22 protein-coding genes are annotated in these 25359 nt (G+C 44.4%); 4 read left to right on the plus strand and 18 right to left on the minus strand.

Features of this window, described 5'->3' with window-relative positions; translation table 11 throughout:
* Positions 1-26 precede the first annotated feature (26 nt).
* Both AB4249_RS02765 and lrp read right to left on the minus strand, forming a co-directional pair.
* Entirely contained in the window at positions 27-3197 is a 3171-nt protein-coding gene (locus tag AB4249_RS02765; protein ID WP_372102285.1) for a DNA translocase FtsK 4TM domain-containing protein, read from the minus strand.
* A gap of 163 nt (positions 3198-3360) precedes the next feature.
* A complete protein-coding gene (gene lrp, locus AB4249_RS02770; protein WP_004734558.1) occupies positions 3361-3855 on the minus strand; it encodes a leucine-responsive transcriptional regulator Lrp in 495 nt (164 codons plus the stop codon).
* A gap of 156 nt (positions 3856-4011) precedes the next feature.
* On the opposite strand from lrp, the gene ald reads away from it, so the two are divergent.
* Positions 4012-5136: an alanine dehydrogenase gene (gene ald / locus AB4249_RS02775; RefSeq protein WP_102332952.1), complete on the plus strand. Its 1125-nt coding sequence runs from the start codon at positions 4012-4014 to the stop codon at positions 5134-5136.
* Between the two features lie 155 nt (positions 5137-5291).
* On the opposite strand, the gene AB4249_RS02780 is transcribed toward ald, so the two are convergent.
* Complete coding sequence (locus AB4249_RS02780) at positions 5292-6494, minus strand: methyltransferase (protein ID WP_372102286.1); 1203 nt, start codon at positions 6492-6494, stop codon at positions 5292-5294.
* 140 nt (positions 6495-6634) lie between these two features.
* Entirely contained in the window at positions 6635-7609 is a 975-nt protein-coding gene (gene cysB, locus AB4249_RS02785; protein WP_017060244.1) for an HTH-type transcriptional regulator CysB, read from the minus strand.
* 322 nt (positions 7610-7931) lie between these two features.
* On the opposite strand from cysB, the gene AB4249_RS02790 reads away from it, so the two are divergent.
* On the plus strand, positions 7932-8696 hold the full coding sequence (locus AB4249_RS02790; protein WP_017060243.1) for a hypothetical protein: 765 nt from the start codon (positions 7932-7934) through the stop codon (positions 8694-8696).
* A gap of 143 nt (positions 8697-8839) precedes the next feature.
* Positions 8840-9595, plus strand: coding sequence for a tRNA isopentenyl-2-thiomethyl-A-37 hydroxylase MiaE (gene miaE, locus AB4249_RS02795; protein ID WP_017060242.1), 756 nt, complete (start codon positions 8840-8842; stop codon positions 9593-9595).
* Between the two features lie 104 nt (positions 9596-9699).
* Here miaE and pyrF read toward each other — a convergent pair whose 3' ends face one another.
* The 11 genes from pyrF to AB4249_RS02850 all read right to left on the minus strand — a co-directional run bounded on the left by pyrF (position 9700) and on the right by AB4249_RS02850 (position 21290).
* Complete coding sequence (pyrF, locus tag AB4249_RS02800) at positions 9700-10395, minus strand: orotidine-5'-phosphate decarboxylase (protein WP_061031782.1); 696 nt, start codon at positions 10393-10395, stop codon at positions 9700-9702.
* A gap of 124 nt (positions 10396-10519) precedes the next feature.
* Positions 10520-11695 (minus strand): lipopolysaccharide assembly protein LapB, encoded by a 1176-nt coding sequence (gene lapB, locus AB4249_RS02805; RefSeq protein ID WP_017060240.1) that lies wholly within the window; start codon positions 11693-11695, stop codon positions 10520-10522.
* A 12-nt stretch (positions 11696-11707) separates the two neighbouring features.
* Positions 11708-11980, minus strand: a complete 273-nt coding sequence (locus tag AB4249_RS02810) for a LapA family protein (RefSeq protein ID WP_017060239.1) — start codon at positions 11978-11980, stop codon at positions 11708-11710.
* Between the two features lie 129 nt (positions 11981-12109).
* The gene (gene ihfB, locus AB4249_RS02815) at positions 12110-12394 is read right to left on the minus strand and encodes an integration host factor subunit beta (protein ID WP_017060238.1); all 285 of its coding nucleotides are present in this window, start codon (positions 12392-12394) and stop codon (positions 12110-12112) included.
* 121 nt (positions 12395-12515) lie between these two features.
* Positions 12516-14186: a 30S ribosomal protein S1 gene (rpsA, locus tag AB4249_RS02820; protein WP_010439921.1), complete on the minus strand. Its 1671-nt coding sequence runs from the start codon at positions 14184-14186 to the stop codon at positions 12516-12518.
* Between the two features lie 106 nt (positions 14187-14292).
* Entirely contained in the window at positions 14293-14973 is a 681-nt protein-coding gene (cmk, locus tag AB4249_RS02825) for a (d)CMP kinase (protein ID WP_372102287.1), read from the minus strand.
* 279 nt (positions 14974-15252) lie between these two features.
* Positions 15253-15999 (minus strand): 3-deoxy-manno-octulosonate cytidylyltransferase, encoded by a 747-nt coding sequence (kdsB, locus tag AB4249_RS02830; RefSeq protein ID WP_102494312.1) that lies wholly within the window; start codon positions 15997-15999, stop codon positions 15253-15255.
* Complete coding sequence (locus AB4249_RS02835; protein ID WP_004736429.1) at positions 15999-16178, minus strand: Trm112 family protein; 180 nt, start codon at positions 16176-16178, stop codon at positions 15999-16001. The genes kdsB and AB4249_RS02835 overlap by 1 nt, the downstream gene beginning before the upstream one ends.
* Positions 16159-17166 carry a tetraacyldisaccharide 4'-kinase gene (gene lpxK, locus AB4249_RS02840; protein ID WP_372102317.1) on the minus strand — a complete coding sequence of 336 codons (1008 nt, stop codon included), beginning with the start codon at positions 17164-17166 and terminating at the stop codon, positions 16159-16161. Before lpxK ends, AB4249_RS02835 begins: the two co-directional genes overlap by 20 nt.
* 13 nt (positions 17167-17179) lie before the next feature.
* The gene (gene msbA, locus AB4249_RS02845) at positions 17180-18928 is read right to left on the minus strand and encodes a lipid A ABC transporter ATP-binding protein/permease MsbA (RefSeq protein WP_102321278.1); all 1749 of its coding nucleotides are present in this window, start codon (positions 18926-18928) and stop codon (positions 17180-17182) included.
* A 31-nt stretch (positions 18929-18959) separates the two neighbouring features.
* Positions 18960-21290, minus strand: a complete 2331-nt coding sequence (locus AB4249_RS02850; protein WP_372102288.1) for a DNA internalization-related competence protein ComEC/Rec2 — start codon at positions 21288-21290, stop codon at positions 18960-18962.
* A gap of 17 nt (positions 21291-21307) precedes the next feature.
* Here AB4249_RS02850 and AB4249_RS02855 point away from each other — a divergent pair, with 17 nt between their 5' ends.
* Complete coding sequence (locus AB4249_RS02855) at positions 21308-21820, plus strand: DUF2062 domain-containing protein (RefSeq protein WP_017060232.1); 513 nt, start codon at positions 21308-21310, stop codon at positions 21818-21820.
* Positions 21821-22025: 205 nt separating this feature from the next.
* On the opposite strand, the gene lolE is transcribed toward AB4249_RS02855, so the two are convergent.
* Genes lolE through lolC form a run of 3 tightly spaced genes read right to left on the minus strand, consistent with a single transcriptional unit; the run spans position 22026 to position 25164 of the window.
* Positions 22026-23270, minus strand: coding sequence for a lipoprotein-releasing ABC transporter permease subunit LolE (lolE, locus tag AB4249_RS02860; protein ID WP_017072111.1), 1245 nt, complete (start codon positions 23268-23270; stop codon positions 22026-22028).
* Positions 23271-23963: a lipoprotein-releasing ABC transporter ATP-binding protein LolD gene (lolD, locus tag AB4249_RS02865; RefSeq protein ID WP_017060230.1), complete on the minus strand. Its 693-nt coding sequence runs from the start codon at positions 23961-23963 to the stop codon at positions 23271-23273.
* Complete coding sequence (gene lolC, locus AB4249_RS02870; protein ID WP_102429154.1) at positions 23956-25164, minus strand: lipoprotein-releasing ABC transporter permease subunit LolC; 1209 nt, start codon at positions 25162-25164, stop codon at positions 23956-23958. The genes lolD and lolC overlap by 8 nt, the downstream gene beginning before the upstream one ends.
* Between the last annotated feature and the right edge of the window lie 195 nt (positions 25165-25359).

Genomic DNA, 25359 nt, shown 5'->3' on the forward strand with positions numbered 1-25359 from the left:
TGAATAGTTATGAGTTCCTACCGGAACTAATCTTTTGGTGGCGCTGGTGCTAAGACTTCTCGGTTACCGTTATGACCTGGAGCACTTACGATACCTTGAGCTTCAAGTTGCTCGACAATACGTGCAGCACGGTTGTAGCCAATCTTGAATCGACGCTGTACGCCTGAAACTGAGCCACGACGTGAATGAACAACGTGTTCTACCACTTGATCAAACAGAGGATCGACCTCTTCATCACCTTCCATCTTCTCACCCGGAAGCAAGGTTTCTGGGGTTTGTTCGCCGTTGGTGATTTCATCAATATAGTTTGGCTTACCACGCGCTTTCCAGTTATTCACGACTGCGTGTACATCGTCATCAGATGCAAAGGCACCGTGAACACGAGTTGTATGGCTAGAACCAGGAGGCAAGTAAAGCATATCACCCATGCCCAATAGTGATTCCGCACCACCTTGGTCAAGGATAGTTCGTGAATCCGTTTTAGTTGATACCGTAAAGGCCACACGGGTTGGAATGTTCGCTTTAATAAGACCAGTAATAACATCCACTGATGGACGTTGCGTCGCTAGAATCAAGTGAACACCCGCCGCACGTGCTTTTTGTGCCAAACGTGCAATCAGTTCTTCAACCTTCTTACCAACCACCATGATTAGGTCGGCAAATTCATCAACGATAACCACAATGTAAGGCAGTTTCTCAAGCAATGGCGCTTCTGGGTCCATGCTGTCGCCCGGCTTCCACAGTGGATCGTGAATTGGGTGACCCGCTTCCGCTGCCATCTTAAGCTTATCGTTGTAACCTTTAATGTTACGAACGCCTAATGCTGACATCAGCTTATAACGTCGTTCCATCTCGCCAACACACCAACGAAGGGCGTTCGACGCATCTTTCATGTCGGTTACCACTTCAGACAATAGATGAGGAATACCCTCATAAACCGATAGCTCAAGCATTTTCGGGTCGATCATGATGAAGCGAACATCTTCCGGTGATGCTTTGTAAAGCATACTCAGAATCATTACGTTCACACCTACCGACTTACCAGAACCGGTTGTACCTGCAACCAGAACGTGAGGCATTTTCGATAGATCAGCAATAACGGCTTCACCAGCGATGTCTTGTCCTAGAACCACTGTCGTTGGCGATTTCGCTTCTTGGAACTGAGGGCTAGCAACCACGTCTGAGAAGAATACCGTTTGGCGACTCATATTCGGCAGTTCTAAGCCAACATAAGGTTTACCCGGAATCACTTCTACGACACGTACTGCCAATGCAGAGAGCGAACGCGCTAAGTCCATAGAAAGGCCAGAAATACGGCTTACTTTCACACCTGGAGCCAGATCAAGTTCGAATCGAGTGATTACTGGACCTGGGAAAATGTCGACAACGTCTGCTTTGATCTTGTAGTCCGCTAGCTTAGATTCAACAAGACGAGCAATTGCCTCTAGCGCATCACGGTCAATAAAGGTTTCACGCTTTTCAGGGTGGAATAACAATTCAAGCGTGGGTAATGGCTCAGCAGGCTTAGGTAAATTAACATCTTGTTGAACCAAGAACGGATTCTGCGCCGCTGCCATATTCGCTTGTGCTTCAGAGACAATGCTTTGGAATGCGGCGACATCTTGATCTTGATGCGCAGGTTCTTCTTCCGTTACTTCTTCCCAAGGAAGATCAACAGCTGGCTCTAAGCTCTGCTCTGTTGATTGTTCAGGCTCTGAATGTTCTTCTTGGTAAGAGAAAGATTCAAACTGTTCTTCGGTTAATGCTGCGCCAGCTAACTCAGCTTCAGCCTGCTCAGGTTCAAGACCTGAACCCTGTTGGTAGCTTTGCTCTTCCGTCACATCAAACGGTGAAGGTTGTGCAGAGAAATCGTCTTCCACTGTTGCTTCTGGCTCGCCCATAGGTGAAGCGTATAAAGATTCAGGTTGGACATCTTCAGCACCAAATTCGCCATTTACTTGTGGTGAGCTATCTAATTCTGATTCAGCACTTTCAAGGTCAGCATGAGCAGGGCCAACTTCTGGTTGTTCGTTCTGCATGTATTGTTGGTAAGCAACCTGAGAATCATGCGCGTCGACCTGATCTTGTTCTGCTAGGTCATCTTCATACATGGCCGCATTTTCTAGCTGCTCTATCGTTGCATTCAACTGTTTAGAGCGCTCAATACCTTCTTCTAGCGGTTCTTCTGGCGCTTGGTAAACAGCTGCTGCAGGGATCGGTTGCTCTGACTCAATTACCGCTTGAGGCTGAACCTGAGGTTCTTCATGAACAGGAGCTTCTTGTTTCGCAGGAGCATCGACAGGCATATGAATATTGTAATGACGCTTCGGCGATGCAGCATTGTCTCGCGCATTTGTCGCCACGTCTGCCGACTCATTGGTCGCAGAAAAACTCATCGCAGGATCTAGCGGATCATGCTCTGTTGATTCTTTGTTGCCTTCTATAGCAGGAACATCGCGGTAAGTTGGCGCTTGATGCTGCTGATGACGTTCTTCGATTAAATCGCGGTCTGCTGATTCTCTTAATTGAGGCTCAAGCAGCTCTTGGTCTTGTCCACGAGCCTTATTAACAGCAGACGTGAAGAATTTGATGGCACATTCACCCAACCATTCCACAATACTTAACCAAGAAATACCGGTTAATAGAGTAAAGCCAGCCCCCCATAAGAAAAGAAGAACCAGCGTACTACCAAGAACATTCAACGTTGGAAGAGCAAGGCTTGTTAAGACGTCGCCCACTACGCCACCGGATGAAAAGTACCAGATGTCGTCAAAGTTGATATCCGCTAAACCACAACTCGTAAGAATTAGGATAGTCAGGCCAAGTAAGCGAGTGCCCCACAGCATGAAGTCGATCTGCTCGTCTTCATTACGTTTGCGGAATAATACCCACGCAGCAACCGTCACTAAGATAGGCAAAGGGTAAGCCAAAGAACCAAATACGAAGAAAAGCGTATCCGCCAACCAAGCACCTAGGTAGCCACCCGCATTTTGAATGTCACCACCCCACGCCGTTTGCGACCATGATGGGTCTGCAGGACTAAAAGTTAATAACGCAACGGCAAGTAGAATAGAGAAGAGAACACCGAGAATCAGACTGCACTCTTTGAGACGTTGAGAACCACTCAAACGAGGAGGCTGAGGCTCTTCACTCGTTTTAATGATTGTTTCTACTTTATTACTGCTCTGCTTGAACATAAACCAACTTAATAATTAAACGGGATAAAAACATCTCGAGCGGCCAAAGCCGCTCGTTTCAATGAAACTACTGTTGATTTAACCATATCAAACAGAAAAACCCAATTCCAGAAAGCAAGAAAGCGGAACAAATGTCCGCTTTCTTTCATTTCACCAATTGTGACTAACGAGTTTTAATCACAAGTTGATTGGTTTGTTTCACTTCTTCCATTACTACGTAAGTTCGAGTGTCGTTTACGCCCGGTAGACGAAGTAACGTATCACCCAGTAGCTTACGGTAAGCACCCATATCAGATACACGTGTTTTTAGAAGATAGTCAAAATCACCCGACACTAAATGACACTCTTGGATGTCATCCAGTTTCTGCACAGCGGTGTTGAATTGTTCGAACACATCTGGCGCACCACGGTTCAACGTAATTTCAACAAACACTAAAAGTGAAGCATCAAGGTACTGTGGGTTCAGCAACGCTGTGTACCCAGTAATGTAACCTTGACGTTCTAAACGACGAACACGCTCAAGACATGGAGTTGGAGAAAGTCCTACTCGTTTTGAGAGTTCAACGTTTGAGATACGACCGTCTTTTTGCAACTCATTAAGAATGTTGCGGTCAATACGATCTAGTTCCTTGGACGGCTTCTTATAATTGTCTGCCATTTTTTATTCCACCTTATTACTTCCTTGCAAAAAAATATACTACAACTTTTTAATATTCAGTATCAAATTTTATCTAAACCTATCTATACTAGATATTAATTCGACAGAATTACCCTACACATAGATAAAACAACCAAAATAAAATGAGGAGTCAGGATGATCATTGGCGTACCTAAGGAAATCAAGAACCACGAATACCGCGTTGGTATGACCCCAGCTAGCGTGAGAGAACTAATCTCACACGGCCACCAAGTTTTTGTAGAAACCAATGCCGGTACTGGTATCGGTTTTTCAGACGATGATTACATCGCTGTAGGCGCATCCATTCTTCCTACTGCTGCTGACGTTTTCGCGAAAGCAGAGATGATTGTAAAGGTTAAAGAACCTCAAGCTGTCGAGCGAGCTATGCTTCGCGAAGGGCAAATATTATTTACCTATTTGCACCTTGCACCAGATTTTCCACAAACTGAAGAGCTTATCAAGAGCAAAGCTGTCTGCGTAGCCTATGAGACTGTAACAGATAATATGGGTCGCTTGCCACTATTAGCACCAATGTCTGAAGTAGCTGGTCGTATGTCTATTCAAGCAGGTGCACAAACATTAGAGAAATCTAACGGTGGTTGTGGTCTTCTTCTTGGTGGCGTTCCAGGTGTTGAACCAGCAAAAGTTGTTGTTGTTGGTGGCGGTGTTGTAGGTGCTAACGCAGCACGTATGGCTGTAGGCCTTCGCGCTGATGTTACAATTCTTGACCGTAACGTAGATACACTGCGTCGACTTGATGAAGAATTCCAAGGTCGCGCAAAAGTGGTTTATTCTACTGAAGACGCCATTGAGAAGCATGTTCTAGAAGCAGACCTAGTAATTGGTGCAGTACTAATTCCTGGCGCAGCAGCTCCAAAATTGGTTACAAAAGAGCACATCGCTAAGATGAAGTCAGGTTCAGCAGTTGTTGATGTTGCAATCGACCAAGGCGGTTGTTTCGAGACTTCTCACGCAACCACTCACGCAGACCCAACTTACATTGTTGATGACGTAGTTCACTACTGTGTTGCAAACATGCCTGGCGCTGTTGCTCGTACTTCAACTTACGCACTAAACAATGCAACACTTCCTTACATTGTTAAGCTAGCGAACAAAGGCTACCGCGAAGCACTTCTATCTGATGAAGGCTTCCTAGAAGGTCTAAACGTTATTCACGGTAAAGTAACTTGTAAAGAAGTTGCAGAAAGCTTTGACCTTGAATACGTAGACCCAGCAGAAGCAATCGCAATGTTTAACTAATGATGTAATGACTAACTGAACGCAATAATCTTCTCGTTGAAGCGTTCAGTTAACTCATACACATTAAACAAAAAGCCAGTACGACATTATGTCGCGCTGGCTTTTTTGCATTAATGGATTTAGTTCGTAAAAACACGTAACAGTACGGTTTACCACTAGCGCTCGATTTTAACCCCATGAATCAATAGATTTCTTGGCGTAATACTGCGTTCACAGAACTCTTCAATCGTAGCTTCATAACCTTGCTCTTGCAGATAGATAGCGCGATCTAAAGCCAGCCATATCTCTAAAGGTCTTCTAAAGACTTGTTGAACCAAACTCAGCTTTTCCATTTCCCAGAAAAGCGCTTCGCCTTGAACTAAATAAGAGTCAAAATCAATCTCTGAACCCAGCGATAGCTCTTTCACTTCAGATGCCCAGCGGCAAAAGGATTCAAAACCCTCAGCTAACTCTGATTTTTTGATGCTCGGTACAGGGATGTATTCGTCAATATGGAGTTCAGCCTTAAGCAGTTGGCTAAAACCCAAACGGTAACTCATCTCTAGTTGACGATGTCTCTTTACTCTTTCACCACCAGTGACGGTTTCTTGAAGCGGGATTCTTAAATCGCTCTTACTTAACGTTAATACTGATTTTTTCGCGACAGAAGACATCGCTTGGTAGTTTTCGTCTCGAATAAGATGATAACAACAAGGGGAAATCGTGACCGCGGGTAGCCCGTGTGACACTGACTTTTTAACTAACTCAACATGAAGATCGCCACAAGCATGAAGGGCTACGGCATGTTGGTTTGAGTTAAACACGTCATCGGCCTTGTCTGAAAACGCATCTCCTTGAACAAAATTCATCGCTAACTTTTGGTCATCCGCAATCTTTTGTCCGCTTTCGCATAACGATTGCTGCCATTCAAAGCTAGTGACTTTTTGATCCGATTGCTGAGATAGGATTCGACCAAGAAAGCCTTTACCAGAACACCATTCGAGCCACTCTTTGCCATGGTGATGGCATAATGCAGCCTCGCCCATTGCGACAATTTGATGTAGCTTTCGACCAGGAATACCATCAGCAGTACCACGTGGGAGGTCTAAACCAACCAAAGCAGTGTTATCGAACTGGATGTTTTGGGTAGCAGTTTCTAATTCAGGTAGGAAACGAGTCAGTTCCTCAATCAAAAGCTGAGGCTGCTCTTTTAAGGTTTGAATGCTTTCATTATCTAAGCTTTCTAACCAATCAACGAGTGGACGATTGACCTCTTTCCACGGCTGCTGTTGAGTTTGGCATAGGTGAAAAGGCTCTGAACGCCAGTAAATCTGGTGCTCTAGCAAAAATGAATCGAGTATTTTAAATCGTGAATGCATGCTTCCCCCTATGATGCGTGGATTGTAGGGGTAAGAGGTCGAAATGGAAAGGCTCGATAAAGAAAACGAAAACTAAAAGCCCAAAAGAAAAACGGCCTGCAAATACAGGCCGAATAAGAATCTAGATTTACACGACGAGATTAACGAACTGGCAGCTCGATATCTTTAAACATCTCTTCGATCTCTTCATTCGATTTCAAAGAAATAGCTTGCTCAACCACAGGGCGAGTTAAGTGCGGTGCAAAACGCTCCATGAAATCAAACATGTAAGAACGCAAGAAGGTGCCTTTTCTAAAACCAATGCTGGTTGTGCTCGCACCAAATAGATGGCTCGCATCAATCGCAACCAAATCAGTATCTTGCTCGTGGTCAATAGCCATACTTGCAATTACACCAACACCAATGCCCATACGAACGTAGGTTTTGATTACGTCTGCATCGGTCGCAGTAAACACAACACGCGGTGTTAAACCTACTTTGTTAAACGCGGTATCAAGCTCAGAACGGCCAGTGAAACCAAATACATAAGTCACGAGAGAGTAAGCCGCAAGATCTTCGATCGTGATATTACGCTTCTGTGCCAGGGGATGATCTTTGGTCACGACGATCGAACGGTTCCAGTGGTAACAAGGCAGCATAATCGCATCTTGGTAAAGGTGTAGCGCTTCCGTTGCAATCGCAAAATTCGCTGTACCTTTAGCGACGGCTTCTGACATTTGGCTTGGCGTACCTTGGTGCATGTGAAGCGATACTTTTGGATAGCGCGCCGTGAAACCTTTAATCACATCAGGCAGTGCATAACGAGCTTGAGTATGAGTCGTTGAAATATTCAATGTACCCATCTCTGGATGTGTGTGTTCACCCGCTACCGCTTTAATGCTTTCAACGCGCGCCAAAATCTCTTGAGAGATACGAATGATATCCTCACCCGCTTGGGTAACCTGCGTTAGATGCTTGCCGCTACGCTCAAAAATCTGAATGCCTAGTTCGTCTTCAAGTAATCTAACTTGCTTACTAATGCCAGGCTGAGATGTGTACAAACTCTCTGCTGTAGCTGAAACATTTAGGTTATGGTTTACAACCTCAACAATGTACTTCAGTTGCTGTAACTTCATATCTAACCTCGTAATCCTTTACTCATTTCTGTGCTAACTTATTTGCAAAGAGAGCGTTATAGTCGCGTGTAATATAATTAATAGTTATAACGCTTCGAACACAAAAATGACAGGAAAATTGAGTTTTTCTAGCTTAACAAACAAAAACATCACTAACGCTTTGCAACCCAACCCTCATTCTCATACATTAGTTGGTAAGTTTTGATTGCCGATTTCGCTCAACAAGAGATAATCAGAAATTGCAATTTACGAGTGCCGATACACAATGGAATCGTGTATCCTCTCCAGTTAGCTATAGAAAATAATAAGCAGACTCAAATATATGAATATTGGTTTAATAATCGTCTTAGTAGCCGTTCTTTTGGTGTTAGTTTTAGGCTACAACATCATGCTTCAATATAAAGTTAAGGTAGAAACAGCGAAGAAACAGGAAGCTTCTCGTTATCTAACCATTATTGACGGTACAGAAGAACTGATTGGCAACGCTCATCACATGCCGTTTAGCCAAGATCTTCTTGTATGCTTAAACAATCGAATTCTTGATGCATTAGAAAACATGTATCAACTCGATCCAAAAAATAAGCAGCTTGCCCAACGCATTGAAAGCGTAAAACAACAAATCACTCAGCTAAAAGAGAACTACAAAGGTGGCGAGAGTACCGCTTTCCGCGTACCAAGTAGTGACAAGCAAGCGATCATGATGCTTAAGTTAGTTAAACGCCTGCGTGATACGGTGCGCAACGAGCACAATAAAGGCCGTTTCGAGACTCAAGCTTATGTGGTTGAAAATGCTCGCCTAGAAACAATTCAAATCCGTATTAACATTGAAAATGTTATCAAACGTGCAAACGATTCGATTTCTCGCGGACAACCGGGAACAGCGATTCAGCTATTACGCAAAGGTATTGATGCTTTGGCGACTAAGAACGACTCGTACTCTAATCAAGCCAAAGAAAAGCTTCAACAGATGCTTAACGAGCTTGACCAGAAACGCCAAGACAAAAACGCTCAAGATTTACAGCAGATGGAATCTAAAGAACGAGAAGACGATATGGATGCCCTCTTCGGTCAGAAGAAGAAATGGTAACAGTCTAACTCAACACTTAAAGGCCGCCTTATTTACATTAAATAGGCGGCCTTTTTTGTAGCTGTTGAATTTCCTTTCTCTGTATAGGGAGATCTCTTGAGCTGTGATAAAATCCCCGCATTATCAACAAACTTTCCCTGACCATGTATCAAGAATTACTCGCTCCAATCCACTCTTTTCTTAAAGCCGAAACGCCAGATTCATGGATAGATGAAGCCAAAAAGCCAGAAAATCTTCACATCATTCTACGCGATCACATGCTGTGTGAACTTAAGGCGGCACAGAGTGCTTTATTCCTTATTCGCAAGTACGCCGTCGATAAAGAAAGCGCGAAGCAACTGAATGAATGGATTTTGCCATACGAGCAATTTGCTTACCGTCGTATCGGAGACTTAGAGTCTCTGCGTGGTAAAAGCAACGTATCCAAGCAAATCACAGCGAAAGAAGGCTGTAATTACGGTGCTGACCTAATCGATAAGATGGTTTTACTGATCAAAGAAGAGCTGCATCACTTCTACCAAGTCATGGAGTTGATGGAGAAGAAAGGCGTGACTTACCAGCCAATCGAGGCGGGTCGTTACGCTAAGGGCTTGATCAAACAAGTTAAGACTTACGAGCCTGATGCTCTGGTTGATAAGCTTATCATCGGTGCGTTTATTGAAGCTCGCTCTTGTGAGCGCTTCGCTAAATTGGCTCCTTTCTTGGAAGAAGACATGGAGAAGTTTTACGTGTCTCTACTTCGTTCAGAAGCTCGCCACTACCAAGATTACCTTGAGCTAGCAGAACAGATCGCAGGGAAAGATATTTCAGAGCGTATTTCGCATTTTGCTCAAGTAGAAGCTGATCTTATCACTTCAGAAGACAGCGACTTCAAATTCCATAGTGGTGCTCCGGTTTAGGCTCCACACAGAACATTCAGTCCAGTTTAGACTAATCCAGACTAAAAAATTAAGGCCAGCAATTTGCTGGCCTTCTTTATTTATATCTCAATCCAAATATAGACTTAAGCAAGCGTACCGTTGATTTCAGCAAGCACAGCTGCAGGGTCTACAGCCTGAGTAATTGGACGACCAATAACCAAGTAGTCAGAACCAGATTCAATCGCTTTAGAAGGCGTCATGATACGCTTTTGGTCACCAACATCAGCGCCAACAGGGCGGATACCTGGAGTCACTAGTTTAAACTCCTGACCAAGCGCACCTTTCAATAAAGAAGCTTCTTGTGCTGAACACACCACACCATCAAGACCAGAGTTTTTTGTAAGAGAAGCTAAACGCATCACTTGTTGTTGTGGTTCAAGATCCAGACCGATACCCGCTAAGTCAGATTGCTCCATACTGGTGAGTACCGTTACACCGATTAACAGTGGACGATCTTTGCCATAAGGTTCTAAGATTTCGCGAGAAGCCGTCATCATACGCTCACCGCCACTTGCGTGTACGTTCACCATCCAAACACCCAGTTCAGCGGCAGCACGGACTGCTTTTGAACATGTGTTCGGGATGTCGTGGAATTTAAGGTCTAAAAATACTGAGAAACCACGCTTATGTAATTCACGAACAAATTCAGGGCCAAACAGGGTAAACATCTCTTTGCCCACTTTTAGGCGGCAAGATGCTGGGTCAATTCGATCGACAAAGGCTAACGCATCCGCTTGATTATCATAATCCAAGGCTACAATGATTTTTTGGTCGTTCATTTCATCTCCTAACGCAGTTAACTTTCTAAAAATTTCTAATCACCTAAGCAGGTGATAAATAACAGTCATAAAAATGCAGCCCGAAAGCTGCAATTAATAATTTGGTCTTAAAGTGACCACAAATCTATTCACCATCAAGCCCACGAATAGGCTTGATCGTCCCCCACCCTTTACATGAAGGGCAGTGCCAATACAAAGAGTGTGTCGAGAAACCACACTGACGACAACGGTAATGAGGCTTAACCTTAAGCTGTTCACCAACCATAGATTGAAGTGTGGTTAAGCTGTCTTTTGCTCGGCCTTCTTCTGCTTCCGCTAGGTGGTAATCGATTAATCGATAAAAACCTTTCATGGTTGGATTTTTAACAAGCTGCTTTGTCAGTAACTCTTGAGCAGAGCCTACATCTTCATGGTGAGCAACCAATTGCGCCAGCATCAGTTCGGCAGATACACCGGCTTTCTTCTGAATACACGCTTTGAGGAACTCGACCAATTGAGCTTCTTGTCCAAGCTTGTGGTAACACTCTGCAAGGGTTGGCAACACCTCACTGATAAAATCGATATCTTGTTCAAGTACCGATTCAAGACAATCAATTGTCTTTTGGTAATCTTCGTTCGCTAAGTGGAACTTCCCTAGTGCGATACTTGCGCGAACACATTTAGGGTCTTCAGAAAGTGCCTTCTTAAAATGCTGAAGCGCTTTAGAACGATTACCATCGGCTTGTTCTTGCATTGCAAGCTCACACCAGAAATGCGCGACTGTGGCACGCATCTTCATTTTTTTCTTGCCGAGCTTAACTAAGATATTTCCGTAATGGATAGCCTTGTTCCACTCACGGGTCTGCTGATAAATAGCCACCAACTGCTGTAAAGCGCCCTCTTTATGGTCAGGTTCTTCTACAAGTTGTTCAAAGATTTTTTCAGCGCGATCAAGGAAGCCAGAGACCATGTAGTCTTTAGCTAATTGTTGCAGTGCGAGATTTTTCTGATCGAGGGTAAGCCCCGAACGAGAGATGAGATTTTGGTGAATACGAATAGCGCGGTCGACTTCGCCTCTTGAGCGGAACAAGTTGCCCAAAGCCAAGTGAGTATCGATGGTTTCATTGTCTACTTGAAGCAGTTCAATGAAGTGATCAACCGCTTTGTCAGATTGATCTGACAGTAATAGGTTCAAACCCGTCACGTATTGACGGGAGATCTGGTGTGATTGCTTTTGTTTTTCTTGCTGAGCGTTACGATTACCCATATACCAGCCATAAGCGGCTGCGATGGGCAAAAGTAAGAACAGTAACTCTAACATCAAATATAGCCTTTAAGCTTTAGTATCAGCAGGGACCTGCTTTGATTGCTTATTGAGTTGCTTCTTCAAGCGATGAATTTTTAGCTGAGACCGCATGTGCATATTACCAAAGACTAACCAAGCAAGGGCGAAGCCTGAAACGAATACAACACCTAATAAACTTGATAGGTGGAAGTCACCTTGCGCTAGCAGATAGTTGAAATTCACAGTTGTTTGGTTTTGAGAGCCTAAAGCCAGTGCAATTAGGAAAAGTGCGATAACGGCGACTATTTTTATAATTTTCATAGTTCATCACTCATTGGTTGGTTAGCTGTACGATTATGCAGGAAAATTACTAATCAGACCACCATATTATGGTCATAAAAAAGCGGCATACATTATAGTATGCCGCTTTTCTTAATTCCGATAAGTAGGCTACATTCCTGAGTTTACTCGTTCACGCAGCTCTTTACCTGGTTTGAAGTGAGGAACGTATTTACCTTCTAACTCAACCTTGTCACCAGTCTTTGGGTTACGTCCAACACGAGGCTCACGATAATGCAGAGAAAAGCTGCCAAAACCGCGAATTTCGATTCGATCACCACTTTCTAGTGTTGAAGCCATATGCTCTAAAATGTCTTTTACAGCGTCTTCAATTTCTTTTGCAGAAAGATGCGTTTGCTCAGCGCACAGTCTCTCAATCAATTCAGACTTAGTCATAGTTACCCTCGTTGGTTTTCTTTTTAGAAATTATAGACCTATCGGAAAAATAAGCAAAAAAAAAGGAGCCTTACGGCTCCTTTCTTGGCTAGATAGCTATAATTCTCTTAATGAGAAGCTATTATTCGCCTTTAGCAGCTTTGAATGCGTCTGCCATTGCGTTACCGAACGCGCCTTCTTCAGACTTGTTCAGTGAAGCCATTGCTTCTTGCTCATCAGCTTCATCTTTAGCTTTGATAGATAGGTTGATTACGCGGTTCTTACGGTCTACACCAGTGAACTTCGCTTCAACGCTGTCGCCAACGCTTAGGATTAGAGATGCATCTTCGATACGGTCGCGAGAAACTTCAGAAGCGCGGATGTAACCTTCAACGCCTTCGATTAGCTCGATAGTAGCGCCTTTCGCGTCAACTGCAGTAACAGTACCGTTTACAAGAACACCTTTCTTGTTGTCAGCAACGTATGCGTTGAACGGGTCGTTTTCCATTTGCTTAACGCCAAGAGAAATACGCTCACGCTCTGCATCTACTGCTAGAACAACAGCAGAGATTTCGTCGCCTTTCTTGTATTCACGTACAGCTTCTTCGCCGGCAGCGTTCCAAGAAATGTCAGATAGGTGTACAAGACCGTCGATACCGCCTTCTAGACCGATGAAGATACCAAAGTCAGTGATAGACTTGATCTTACCAGTAACTTTGTCGCCCTTAGCTTGCATTTCTGCAAATGACTGCCATGGGTTAGCTTTACACTGTTTCAGACCTAGAGAGATACGACGACGTTCTTCGTCGATATCAAGAACCATAACCTCAACTTCGTCGCCAACATTAACAACTTTAGAAGGGTGGATGTTCTTGTTAGTCCAATCCATTTCAGAAACGTGTACTAGACCTTCAACGCCTTCTTCGATTTCAACGAAGCAGCCGTAGTCAGTTAGGTTTGTAACACGACCAGAAAGCTTGTGACCTTCTGGGTAACGCTTAGCGATTGCTACCCATGGATCTTCGCCTAGTTGCTTAAGACCTAGTGAAACACGAGTGCGCTCACGATCGAACTTAAGAACTTTAACTAGGATTTCGTCACCAACGTTAACGATCTCTGATGGGTGCTTAACGCGCTTCCAAGCCATATCTGTGATATGTAGAAGACCGTCAACACCGCCAAGGTCAACGAATGCACCGTAGTCAGTAAGGTTCTTAACGATACCTTTAACTTCAGTACCTTCTTGTAGAGTTTCAAGAAGTTCGTCACGCTCAACACTGTTTTCAGATTCGATAACAGCACGACGAGAAACAACAACGTTGTTACGCTTCTGGTCTAGCTTGATTACTTTGAACTCTAGCTCTTTGTTTTCTAGGTGAGCAGTGTCACGGATAGGACGTACGTCTACTAGAGAACCTGGAAGGAAAGCACGGATACCGTTAAGTTCAACAGTGAAACCGCCTTTAACTTTACCGTTGATGATACCAACAACAGTTTCAGCTTCTTCGCAAGCTTTCTCAAGTACGATCCAAGCTTCGTGACGCTTAGCTTTCTCACGAGAAAGTTGAGTTTCACCGAAACCATCTTCAACAGCGTCTAGAGCTACGTCTACTTCAGCACCAACTTCAACTTCAAGTTCGCCAGCAGCGTTCTTGAATTGTTCAGCAGGGATAGCAGATTCAGACTTAAGACCAGCGTCTACAAGAACGAAACCGTTCTCGATAGCTACTACAGTACCTTTAACGATGCTGCCTTGTTGGAATTCAGTTTCAGATAGAAACTCTTCAAAGAGTTGAGCAAAAGATTCAGTCATTATTTAATCTTCAATAATTAAACGTCCATGGGTATCCTACCGCATGGGGTTGATAAATTCGCCGGTCATCATCCTTGCGACCAACGTTCGTACTAGCTCGGCGAAATTACCCAGCCAGTTTCGATTCAATATAGTGTAGTGCTTTTTCTACTACCTGCTCAATATTCATTGAGGTGGAATCAAGCACTAGAGCATCCTCTGCAGGGCGAAGTGGCGCCACTGGGCGATTACGATCTCGGTCGTCTCGCTCTTGGATCTCGCTCAAAAGGCCGTCAAATTTAACATCTAACCCCTTCTGTTGCAACTGTTTAAGGCGGCGACTCGCACGCTCTTCAGCACTTGCATCTAAAAATATTTTCGCTTCAGCTTCAGGAAACACAACCGTTCCCATGTCACGGCCATCTGCAACCAAACCAGGCGCAGCGCTGAATGCACGTTGACGACGAAGCAGTGCTTCGCGAACGCGAGGTAAAGCAGCAACTTTTGAAGCCGCCATGCCAGTCTCTTCTTTACGAAGTTCACCAGACACATCTTCACCTTCTAGGATAACCTTAACTAAGTCGCCTTCAGCAATAAACTGCACGTCTAAGTGTGTAGCAAGCGGTACTAAAGCATCCTCTGATTCAGTATCCACACCATGGTGAATTGCCGCTAAAGCCAATACGCGATAGATCGCGCCTGAGTCTAGAAGATGAAAGCCTAGCTTATCTGCTAGCAACATACACAGGGTACCTTTACCTGCACCACTTGGTCCATCAACCGTAATCACTGGGCTTTGAGAAGGCATCTTTTACTCCACGTTTTGTCGTAAGTTTTATTCTGTACTAGCGATTCGCCACTACTTTATAGGCGGCATATTATAGAGAAAAATTGGAAGTCGAGCGAGGTAAATCTCAGATAATTCCGAGTTGATGATGCATAAACCAATGCAACCAGCCCAATATCCGTTTGCTTAGGTCAATGCGCGAGCTTAGATCCATAAGACACGTTCGCAATTTTCTATAGACATAAAAAAGCCTCGCAATAAGCAAGGCTCAGCGGTGTTCTGTAAACAGCTCAAAGAAGCTTAGCCAATAATAGCTCGAACCGCTTCTAGATCTTCAAGCGTATCGACACCAGCAGCTGGCGCTTCAACCGCAACGTCTACATGGATTTTTTCACCATACCAAAGCACTCGTAATTGCTCTAGGCACTCAATACGCTCAAGAGTACTAGGTTCCCAATTAATATAGGTATTGATAAAACCCGCACGGTAAGCGTAGATGCCAATATGACGAAGCAGTGGAGATTCCGCTGCTGTACCGTTGTTCGCGTAAGCATCGCGATCCCAAGGAATAGTAGCTCGGCTAAAATACAGGGCATACCCATCTTTGTCAGTCACAACTTTTACGGCGTTAGGATTAAACACTTCATCAGCATGAGTAATTTCCACACCGAGTGTTGCCATCGGAGCTGTACTGTTCGCAAGATTGTTAGCAACCTGATTAATGATCGCTGGTGGGATAAGTGGCTCATCACCTTGAACATTCACGATAATATGATCATCAGGAATCTTCATAACTTCAATCACTTCAGCTAGGCGTTCAGTACCTGACTCATGATTCGGTGATGTCATACAAACGGTCGCGCCAAATGCTTTAGCCGCTTTTTCAACTCGAGCGTCGTCGGTAGCGATAATAACGTTATCAGCACCCGCTTTCATTGACTGTTCGTATACCCATTGAATCATCGGCTTTCCACCAATGTCAGCAAGCGGCTTCCCAGGTAAACGGCTCGATTGGTATCTCGCAGGTATAACAACCGTATAAGACATTACTTACCCTCATCCATTGAAACGGTGCGAGCTTCAGGTTCTAAAAGAACAGGAATACCCTCTTTAATTGGGTAAGCAAGGCGATCAATTTTACAAACAAGCTCTTGCTTATCCTTGTCAAAAGTTAGTTTACCTTTACATACAGGGCAAGCAACGATCTCAAGTAGACGGTGATCCATAGTATTCCATAACCTCTTTTATTCTTTTTAAAATTTGCTGTTGCGAATCTTCATCAAACTGCGCAGAAACTGGAAGATACCACCAGTTATCTTGCGCATATTCTTCGCATTTTACAGCGTCTTTTTCTGTCATAATCAGATTCATACCTTTATTAGCTAAGGCATGAAGTTCATCTTTATCAAAATCTTGATGGTCGGCGAAGCCCTGTGTGAAAACCACATCACCATCAAGACCTTCCAATGTTTTAAAAAAGCGCGGTGGGTGGCCAATACCGGCAAAAGCCACCAGCTTGTGTAATTTTGCCACAGACCTTTTCTGACCAGTCTTTAGGTTAACTGCTTGGCTTGGAAGCAAAGACATCGAGAACTCTCGACCGTGCGCTTTACCGCCATTGTTTACCAAAAAGTCGACTTCATCTAAACGAGAAACCGGCTCTCGTAATGGACCTAAAGGAATCAAACTCTCACTACCAAAGCGTCTTGCGCCGTCGATAACTGCAAATTCAATGTCGCGTTCAAGCGCGTAATGCTGAAGGCCATCGTCAGTGATAATCACATCAACGCCTTTGCTCAGCAATGCTTTCACTGCGTTAGCTCGCACAGGGTCGACTGCGACTGGCGCACCAGTTCGCTTACGAATCAAGCGAGGTTCATCACCCGAATGCTCAGCTGGGGTATTTTCATCCAACACCAACGGATAGCTTGGTGCTTTTGCACCGTAGCCACGAGATACGACTCCGGGTTTAAAGCCGTGAGCCTGAAGCATCTCAACTAACCAAATCACAACCGGTGTTTTACCATTTCCACCAGCAGTAATATTGCCCACAACAATAACAGGTAAAGGCGGGCGGTAGGTCTCTTTATTCCCTGAGAGATAAGCGTCACGACGCCGACTACTGATCATTTTGAACAGCAGACTCAGTGGCCACAAAAGCGGCCAGAGAAGATATTTCAACGGGTGATTGTTAAACCAAATCTTTTCGATCACAACAAGACCTAATTTATCCGCTGAACTGAATTCGGTGTAATTGTGCATAAGCACCATCATGCGCGATTAGCTCAGCATGTGCGCCCCTTTCTACAATATGTCCATCATCAACCACTAGAATTTCATCAGCTTGCTCGATGGTAGAGAGTCTGTGTGCGATAACTAATACTGTTTTGTCTTTCTGCAGTTCTTCTAGTGCAGATTGAATAGCTCTCTCTGACTCTGTATCCAGTGCAGACGTTGCCTCATCAAGAATCAAAACCGGTGCATCTCTCAATAGCGCTCGTGCAATCGCAATACGCTGTCTTTGACCACCAGATAGACTCGCGCCATTCTCGCCCACAACCGTATCAATGCCATTTTCCATACCATCGATAAACTCACTTGCATGAGCAAGCTTAGCCGCGTATTCGATCTGTTCACGTGAATACTGTTCTTCTGCTGCGTAAGCGATGTTGTTAGCCACCGTATCGTTAAACAGATGTACATTTTGAGAAACGAGCGCAAAGTGCTCACGCAGATTTCTCAATTCGTAATCACGAATGTCGTGGCCATCAAGCTCAATTGAACCAGAGTCTACGTCATAAAAACGAGTAAATAGGTTGGCAATGGTACTCTTACCCGAACCCGATCGCCCAACAAGCGCAACCGTTTTACCTTTCGGTATATTAAAGCTGACCTTATCAAGTGCTGGTTTTTCTGCACCGTCATAAGTAAACGTGACATCTTTTACTGCAACTTCACCCGTTACAGTTTCAGGTTTCAACGTTCCTTTGTTTTGCTCGGTATCTAGATCCATCAAGCCAAATAGAGTCGTACTCGCAGCCATACCACGTTGGAATTCAGACGTTACGTTAGTTAACGCCTTTAGCGGACGTAATAGACCAAACATTGCAGAGAAGACAACGGTAAACGTACCAGGAGTAAGCTCGGCTTTAATAGAATCGACACTAGCAAGGAATAGAACAACAACAATCGCAACTGATGCGATCATTTGAATAATCGGGTTAGCGGCCGCTTGAGCAGTGATTAACTTCATGCTTTGTTGGCGCATTTGGTTACTAACTTTATCAAAGCGGTGTTTTTCTAGATCTTGACCACCGTAAGTTAGAACCACTTTATGCCCTTTCAGCATTTGTTCAGCTGAAGAAGCAACGTGACCCATGCTAGTTTGCATGTTCTTAGAGATCTTTCTGAATCGCTTCGATACGATACTGATCGCCCACGCAACCAAAGGCGCTACAGCAAATAACACCAAAGATAACTGCCAACTATTCCAGAACATCAGCGTCAACAAGCCTATAATACTTGCACCTTCACGGACAATACTGACTAACGCTTTACTGGTTGCTGCAGACACTTGCTCTGAATCGTAAGTAATTCGAGATAGCAATGCGCCTGTCTGTTCTTTATCGAAGAAAGAAACAGGCATGTGCATGAAATGGCTGAAAATCTTACGACGAATTTCCATCACCACATTGCCAGAGACCCAACTCAAGCAATAGGTTGAAACAAAGCCACTGACGCCACGAACGAACATCATGGCAAAGATAATAAGTGGAAGTGTACGTAAAAAGTCAGATTCAGCATTACCAAAGCCTTCATCAAGTAACGGCTTTAGTAAGGAAATCATATAGGTATCAGAAACGGCATTTATAATAAGCGCAATTACCGCAACACCTAGGCCGGCCTTATATAATCGAATATAAGTCCAAAGTCTTTTAAATGTGACCCAGGTAGTTTCATCTGTTTGTGTTGACATAGAATCGCTTAATTTTCTCACAATAATCTATCTATTCTACTCCCTTACGGAGCATCTGCCTATACCACTGCCCGCCTTGTTGTTCTCTAATCGCATGATATTGCCAACCTTCTTTGCTAAGAGTGATGGTTATTTGTCCGCTTTCTCCAGTATCTAGCCAAGTACTCCCCGCTTCCTGATAGCGTTCAATAACAGACTCACTAGGCATTCCCCACTGATTGCCTTTGGCAAGAGAAGCTATCGCTAGCTGAGGGGACACCGCCTCAATAAACGACTTAATCGATGACGAATCGCTGCCATGATGCGGAACCAACATAACATCACTCCTTAGCTGTTCTCCTTCACGAGCAAGTAACCACTCACTTACCAGTTCAATATCACCAGTGAGCAACATTGAGAAATCAGCACTATGATCTGAGACCTTGACCACACACGAATGTGGGTTATACGCCCTCTTTACTTGCTTAGGCGGCCACAACACCTCAAAAACAACATCTTGCCAGTTCCAAACCTCTCCAATAGTACATGTTTGAATATTAGACGGGGCTTGAGTGATAGATTGGCGTTCTTGAATAATGTTCTGACTGGTTCTTATCCACTTTGGCGTATAGTTCTCAAGTAATGCCGGATAACCACCAGCATGGTCAGAATCGAAATGACTCACAATCACGCCTTCTAATTCATAAATCCCCCGCTGATTCAAAGTAGGAATCAACAAAGACTCAACAACCGAGCCTCCTGGCCACGCATTGCCAAGATCATAAACAACAATCTGATTGTTCTTTTCCAAGACCAAAGACAACCCATGCCCAACATCCAAGATATCAATAGTTAGTTTGTCTTGCTGGGGTTTGCTGAACTCCCACCACAGCACAAACACTGCAGTTACCAATATCGATAATGTTCGCTTGAAATACCGACTAACAAAGCTCAAAAACAAGATAAGGAATACTGATAATGCAATCGTCTGATTATCGACTTGGATCCAAAATCGCTCAGAGAAAGGAAGACTAAATACGAGAGGCTCAAGCGATAAGTCGACTAACTTCCACAGCTGACTGACCAAATCATTGTCTAGCGCTGTTATACCAACCACGCCAGACACTGACTCCGATATTAAGCTTAGAAACATTGCCAGAAACAACAGCGGGATCGTCACCATCGATACCCAAGGCAAAAGGAACAAGTTGTAGAAAACAGAGACTAAACTGACTCCTTTGAAAAACAACATCGAGAAAGGTGCGATAAGGAATGTCAGCATCAGTTGAAGCTTAATAAGTTGGAGTGCGTGGTCGATAAATGTAAAGCTTGAAGCTGAGCGCTGAGTATTACAGGCGATATAGAAAACAGCGCCCAATGCACCAAAGGACAACCAAAAACTGCTCGACAAAGCTGAAAACGGCCAAATCAGCAGAACCACGCACAGACTTAAAGTAACATACCGAAGCAAACTGATATTTTGCCCACGCCACAAGAAATAACTCGCGATAACGCACATCACCAAAGCTCTCAAAGTTGGCAGCGTGAATCCAGCAAACCAACTATAGAAATACGCCAAGCCGAGCCCGAATATTGTAGGTAACCAAAGAAATGAAGGGGAAAGTAACCTTAATATCTTGCCAATCTGATAGCCGATACCAAAGGCAATCCCAATATGCAGCCCCGAAATAGCCATCAAGTGAATCAGGCCACTGCTTTTAAGCATATCCCACCGCTGAGGCGGAATAAGGTCTCGATATCCAAAACTCAAAGCGATAATGAGATCTTGATTTGCCAGCAGACTTAACCTTTCAAGGCTGGCTTCAAACCATTGGGCGCGTAAGTTGGTGCTAGAATGAATTCGGTACTTGGTATCTGCTCTGTAAGTTGCATTGGCAACCACGCCAGCACTAAACAAGTACTTTTCTCGGTCAAAGCCGGCTTCATTGAGTTTGCCCCATATCGGCTTTATTGAGGCCGATAAATAGACATCATCTCCAAGCGTTAGCTTGAAAGGAGTAAACAAACGCAATTTTATCAATTGAGGAAAGATTAATTTTTCGCCGCCAATTGATCTGACTACTATTACGCTTTCAAAACCGTGGCTATTTTCACTAAAAAGGCTAACAACCGACGCATTTATGGTAGTATTCTGCCCTGATTGGAATAAGCGACTCGTTTGTATTTCAATCGCATTCCCTAGGCAGATAACTAGTATCAATGCTGTTACTGGACCTCTTGCACTCCGGAAAACGCTATACTTTGTTGGTGCTAGCAGTAACAACAGCATCAATGGTGCCCAAACCCAATGTGGCATCACAGGCCAGAAGCTGGCAGACACAACTGTCGCAGCAAATGAAATCAAGAACCAAGTGTTAAACAAGAGAGTAGCTTCCTCCTATGCCAAGAAAGTTTATCAAACGATTTATGCCTGACCATGATCTAATCAAGCGTCAGAAAGCATTGAAAGTTTTTGGCAATGTTTTGTACAACCCCAACTTATGGTGCCTTAATCGTCGCTCTGCGGCTGGCGCGTTTGCTGTTGGGTTATTCATGGCGTTTGTCCCTCTACCAAGTCAAATGATTATGTCTGCAGGCCTTGCTGTTGCATGTGGCGTTAACCTGCCTTTAGCTGTCGCACTTGTTTGGATCAGTAACCCGGTTACCATGCCTGTTCTCTTCTACTTTGCTTATAAAGTCGGGGCGTTTGTTATGCATGTGCCACCGCAAGCCTTCCATTTCGAATTGTCTTGGGACTTCATCTTGGCGCAAATGAGCACTATAGGGCCTCCGTTCTTATTGGGTTGTCTGATTTGTGGCGTGGTTTCAGCAATGATTGGCTACTTTGGTATTCGCGGTTTATGGCGCTACTCAGTAGTAAGAAGTTGGAAGAAGCGACAAGCAAGGCACTGAACGCCATTTCTTGTTATTCAATCTAACCTTGTATGCGCTTCACTTAAAACGTACACAAGTTAAAATCGGATGAGCTACTTACCTCTGCAAGATTGGCATGTAACGAAAGTCGTAAAGAACACGAATTGAATTCAATAAAAAAGGATCCCACTGGGATCCTTTTTTGTATCGACTGAAAACTGACGGCCTGTTATTTAGGCGAATGCTATTTAGAACTCAGCACTGAGGCTGGATTCAACTTCGCCGCGCGTGATGCTGGGTACCATGTCGCCAGTAAACTCAGCACAATCGCAGTGCCGGAAACCACAACAACATCCGTCATATCAAGTTGTGATGGCAAGAAGTCGACAAAATAGATATCACCGGACAAGAACTGGTGATCGACCAACTTTTCAAGTCCTTTGATTAGTGTCGTGAGATTAAGAGCGACTAGCACACCTATTGCACTGCCCACTAAACTGCCTAACACGCCTGAGAATACGCCCTGCCAAACAAAGATGCGCTTCACAAGGCCGTCTGATGCACCCATGGTTCTTAAAATCGCGATCTCTGATGCTCTGTCTTTTACTGCCATCATTAGCGTCGAGACAATATTGAAACAAGCCACACCAATAACCAGTACCATCACCAGATACATGATGGTACGAACGAGTTGGATATCTCGATACAAGAAACCAAACTTCTGCTGCCAGCTTCGTAGATACACATACACATCAAGCTGATTGCCCACTTCACGCACAATAGAGTTCGCGTTCAGCACATCGGTCACTTTTAAAGAGACTCCAGTTACCGCCTCACCTAAGTTGGCGTAGACCTGAGCATCACCAATCGGAATCAGAGCCAAGCTGTGGTCAATCTGGCCATTAAGCGTCAGCAAGCCAACCACTTTCACTCGAACACGCTTTGGCGCCTGAACCTTCACAGAACCGTTTACCGTTGGAATCATCAAAGTCAGGTAATCACCCACTTTCGCACCCAACACATTCGCTACACCAGAGCCCAGAATGATCTGTTGTTGTCCTGCCTTAAACTCGCTCCAAGCTTGTTTATCGATAAAACTCGATAGACTTGATACCTGTTGTTCAAGTTGTGGATCAACACCGCGAACTTCAATTGCTTTGAGCTCTTTGCCCTTTTCAGCAAGCGCTGTAATTTTTACATAAGGCGCAGCAGCAACGACTTTATCGTGCTTAACCGACTCCTCAATCACGTGCTCCCAACGAGTCACAGGCTCATTCACGCCTTCAAATTCACCATGAGGAATGACAGAAAGTACTCGTGATTGAAGCTCTCGCTCAAAGCCATTCATCGCAGATAAGCCGATAATGATCACCGCGACACCAACCGCAATACCAATGGTCGAAGACAATGAGATGAACGACACCATCTTGTCTCGTTGTTTCGCACGGCTAAATCGGCCGCCTATCAATAGAGATAAAGAGGAAAACACTTAGCTCTCCTCTTTTTCTACGTTGACCAGTAAACCATCTTGCATGTGAAGTTGGCGATCCATCTTACCGGCAAGTTCACCATCGTGAGTCACGACCAAAAAGGCAGTATCGTATTCACGGTTCAGTTCACGCATTAAGTCGTAAATAGACAGTGCGGTGTTATGGTCAAGGTTACCGGTTGGTTCATCCGCCAACACTAGCGCAGGCTTATTCACCAATGCACGAGCAATCGCCACACGTTGCCTCTCGCCACCAGAAAGCTCTGAAGGTCGGTGGTCCACGCGGTGACTCAATCCAACTTTGTCCAACAAACGTTGTGCTTCTTGCTTTGCTTTAGCGGGCTTTTCGCCGCCAATCAATAACGGCATCGCCACGTTTTCTAAAGCTGAAAAGTCAGATAGAAGATGATGGAACTGATACACAAAGCCAAGATGCTGGTTGCGAAGCTTCGCCTGCTTATTCGAACTCAAAGATGCTAAATCTTGACCAAGAAAACTCACACTGCCCGCAGAAGCATCGTCTAATGCGCCTAAGATATGCAGTAAGGTACTTTTGCCCGAGCCAGAGGTACCGATGATTGCTACTAGCTCACCCTTTTCGATGTCAAAGCTGACTCCCTTGAGCACCTCAGTATCTAACGAGCCTTCACGGTACGTTTTACGGATATCATTACATTGAAGAAAATTACTCATAACGAAGGGCCTCAGCAGGTTTCACAGACGATGCACGATAAGAAGGGAATACAGTGGCAATCAGGCTAAGTGCAATAGCCAGAACCACAACAACAGCGATTTGAATTGGGTTAATCAAAATTGGTAACTGTCCACCAAACGAGAATAGAGCAACGCCCATCGCCTCTAAAATAGTATTAAGGTTCATCGCTAGAGCAACGCCTAACACACCACCAGAGAGCGCACCAATCACGCCACTACTTGCGCCTTGAACCATGAAGATCCCCATGACTTGACCATCAGTCATGCCTTGGGTCTTAAGAATCGCGACTTCAGACTGCTTCTCCATCACCACCATGATAAGTGCTGAGATAATATTGAAAGCAGCAACACCGATGATAAGCCCAAGCATTAAACCCATCATGTTTTTTTCCATACGAACGGCTTGGAATAGCTCACCTCGTTGGTCTCGCCAGTCGCTCCACAACCAACCTTCCGGTAATGGCTGAGTTGATAACTCTGCGACTTCAAACGGGTCTTCAAAAAATAGTCGCCAGCCTGAAATAGTGTCTGATTTATAACGCATCAAACGCCCAGCGTCTTGGATGTCTGTCACCATCAGTTGAGCGTCGATATCAGAACCTGTATTGAAAATACCGGCAACGGTGAAATTTCGTTGGCTTGGGATACGACCTAACGGGGTGTACTGGCTCGCGCTGGTCACCATCAGGCGAACTTTGTCACCCATAGATACCTTCAAATTTCTCGCCAAAGTATGACCGAGGAACAACTGATATTGACCCGCTTTAAGTGAAGACAATCTGCCCGCAATCAAGTGGTTCTGAAGAGGGTCATCTGAATTGGGTTCAATGCCAATTAACAAACCCGCAGATAATTGAGCCGGACTCTGAATCACTGCCTCACTGCGGACAATCGGTTCAACGTGACCATTAAGCGAGATTTGCTCTGCAAAATTAGGCGCTTGGGCAGAAAGAGAGGTAGTGCCACCTTGCTCATAAACCACAGCTTGAGGAAGAACTCCAAGAATTCGGTCTTTTAACTGCGCTTCGAATCCATTCATTACCGATAAAACAGTAACCAAAGACAGCACACCAATGGTGATACCTGCCGTCGACATATAAGAAACAAAACGGCTAAAGCGATCACCTGAACGGCCTTTCAAATAGCGTAGGCCAACAAACAACGAAATAGGATGAAACATACTTTGAACCATCTAAAGGGGATGCGGGTTAATGTAACGGGTATTGCTGTTACTGTGTAGGGGTTAATTGAAAATATAGAGTGAATTAACTCAATTAGTTAGGCTTGAAAAACAGAACCTTGTCAAATTGCCAAATTTCAAACAACTATTTGAGACTTTCAATTAACTGACCTTGATTACTGCGGCCACATAGCG

It is taken from the genome of Vibrio sp. 10N.261.55.F4 (assembly GCF_041470465.1).
Taxonomy (GTDB): domain Bacteria; phylum Pseudomonadota; class Gammaproteobacteria; order Enterobacterales; family Vibrionaceae; genus Vibrio; species Vibrio crassostreae_C.

Excerpts from the sequence above, each read along its gene's own strand:
- cysB (WP_017060244.1), bottom strand. The coding sequence starts at position 7,609 with ATGAAGTTACAGCAACTGAAGTACATTGTTGAGGTTGTAAACCATAAC.
- AB4249_RS02780 (WP_372102286.1), bottom strand. The coding sequence starts at position 6,494 with ATGCATTCACGATTTAAAATACTCGATTCATTTTTGCTAGAGCACCAG.
- pyrF (WP_061031782.1), bottom strand. The coding sequence starts at position 10,395 with ATGAACGACCAAAAAATCATTGTAGCCTTGGATTATGATAATCAAGCG.
- lolD (WP_017060230.1), bottom strand. The coding sequence starts at position 23,963 with ATGAGTAATTTTCTTCAATGTAATGATATCCGTAAAACGTACCGTGAA.
- lolC (WP_102429154.1), bottom strand. The coding sequence starts at position 25,164 with ATGTTTCATCCTATTTCGTTGTTTGTTGGCCTACGCTATTTGAAAGGC.
- rpsA (WP_010439921.1), bottom strand. The coding sequence starts at position 14,186 with ATGACTGAATCTTTTGCTCAACTCTTTGAAGAGTTTCTATCTGAAACT.
- kdsB (WP_102494312.1), bottom strand. The coding sequence starts at position 15,999 with ATGTCTTATACGGTTGTTATACCTGCGAGATACCAATCGAGCCGTTTA.
- msbA (WP_102321278.1), bottom strand. The coding sequence starts at position 18,928 with ATGTCAACACAAACAGATGAAACTACCTGGGTCACATTTAAAAGACTT.
- AB4249_RS02790 (WP_017060243.1), top strand. The coding sequence starts at position 7,932 with ATGAATATTGGTTTAATAATCGTCTTAGTAGCCGTTCTTTTGGTGTTA.
- AB4249_RS02855 (WP_017060232.1), top strand. The coding sequence starts at position 21,308 with ATGCCAAGAAAGTTTATCAAACGATTTATGCCTGACCATGATCTAATC.
- ald (WP_102332952.1), top strand. The coding sequence starts at position 4,012 with ATGATCATTGGCGTACCTAAGGAAATCAAGAACCACGAATACCGCGTT.
- miaE (WP_017060242.1), top strand. The coding sequence starts at position 8,840 with ATGTATCAAGAATTACTCGCTCCAATCCACTCTTTTCTTAAAGCCGAA.
- AB4249_RS02810 (WP_017060239.1), bottom strand. The coding sequence starts at position 11,980 with ATGAAAATTATAAAAATAGTCGCCGTTATCGCACTTTTCCTAATTGCA.
- lapB (WP_017060240.1), bottom strand. The coding sequence starts at position 11,695 with ATGTTAGAGTTACTGTTCTTACTTTTGCCCATCGCAGCCGCTTATGGC.
- lrp (WP_004734558.1), bottom strand. The coding sequence starts at position 3,855 with ATGGCAGACAATTATAAGAAGCCGTCCAAGGAACTAGATCGTATTGAC.
- AB4249_RS02765 (WP_372102285.1), bottom strand. The coding sequence starts at position 3,197 with ATGTTCAAGCAGAGCAGTAATAAAGTAGAAACAATCATTAAAACGAGT.
- cmk (WP_372102287.1), bottom strand. The coding sequence starts at position 14,973 with ATGCCTTCTCAAAGCCCAGTGATTACGGTTGATGGACCAAGTGGTGCA.
- ihfB (WP_017060238.1), bottom strand. The coding sequence starts at position 12,394 with ATGACTAAGTCTGAATTGATTGAGAGACTGTGCGCTGAGCAAACGCAT.
- AB4249_RS02835 (WP_004736429.1), bottom strand. The coding sequence starts at position 16,178 with ATGGATCACCGTCTACTTGAGATCGTTGCTTGCCCTGTATGTAAAGGT.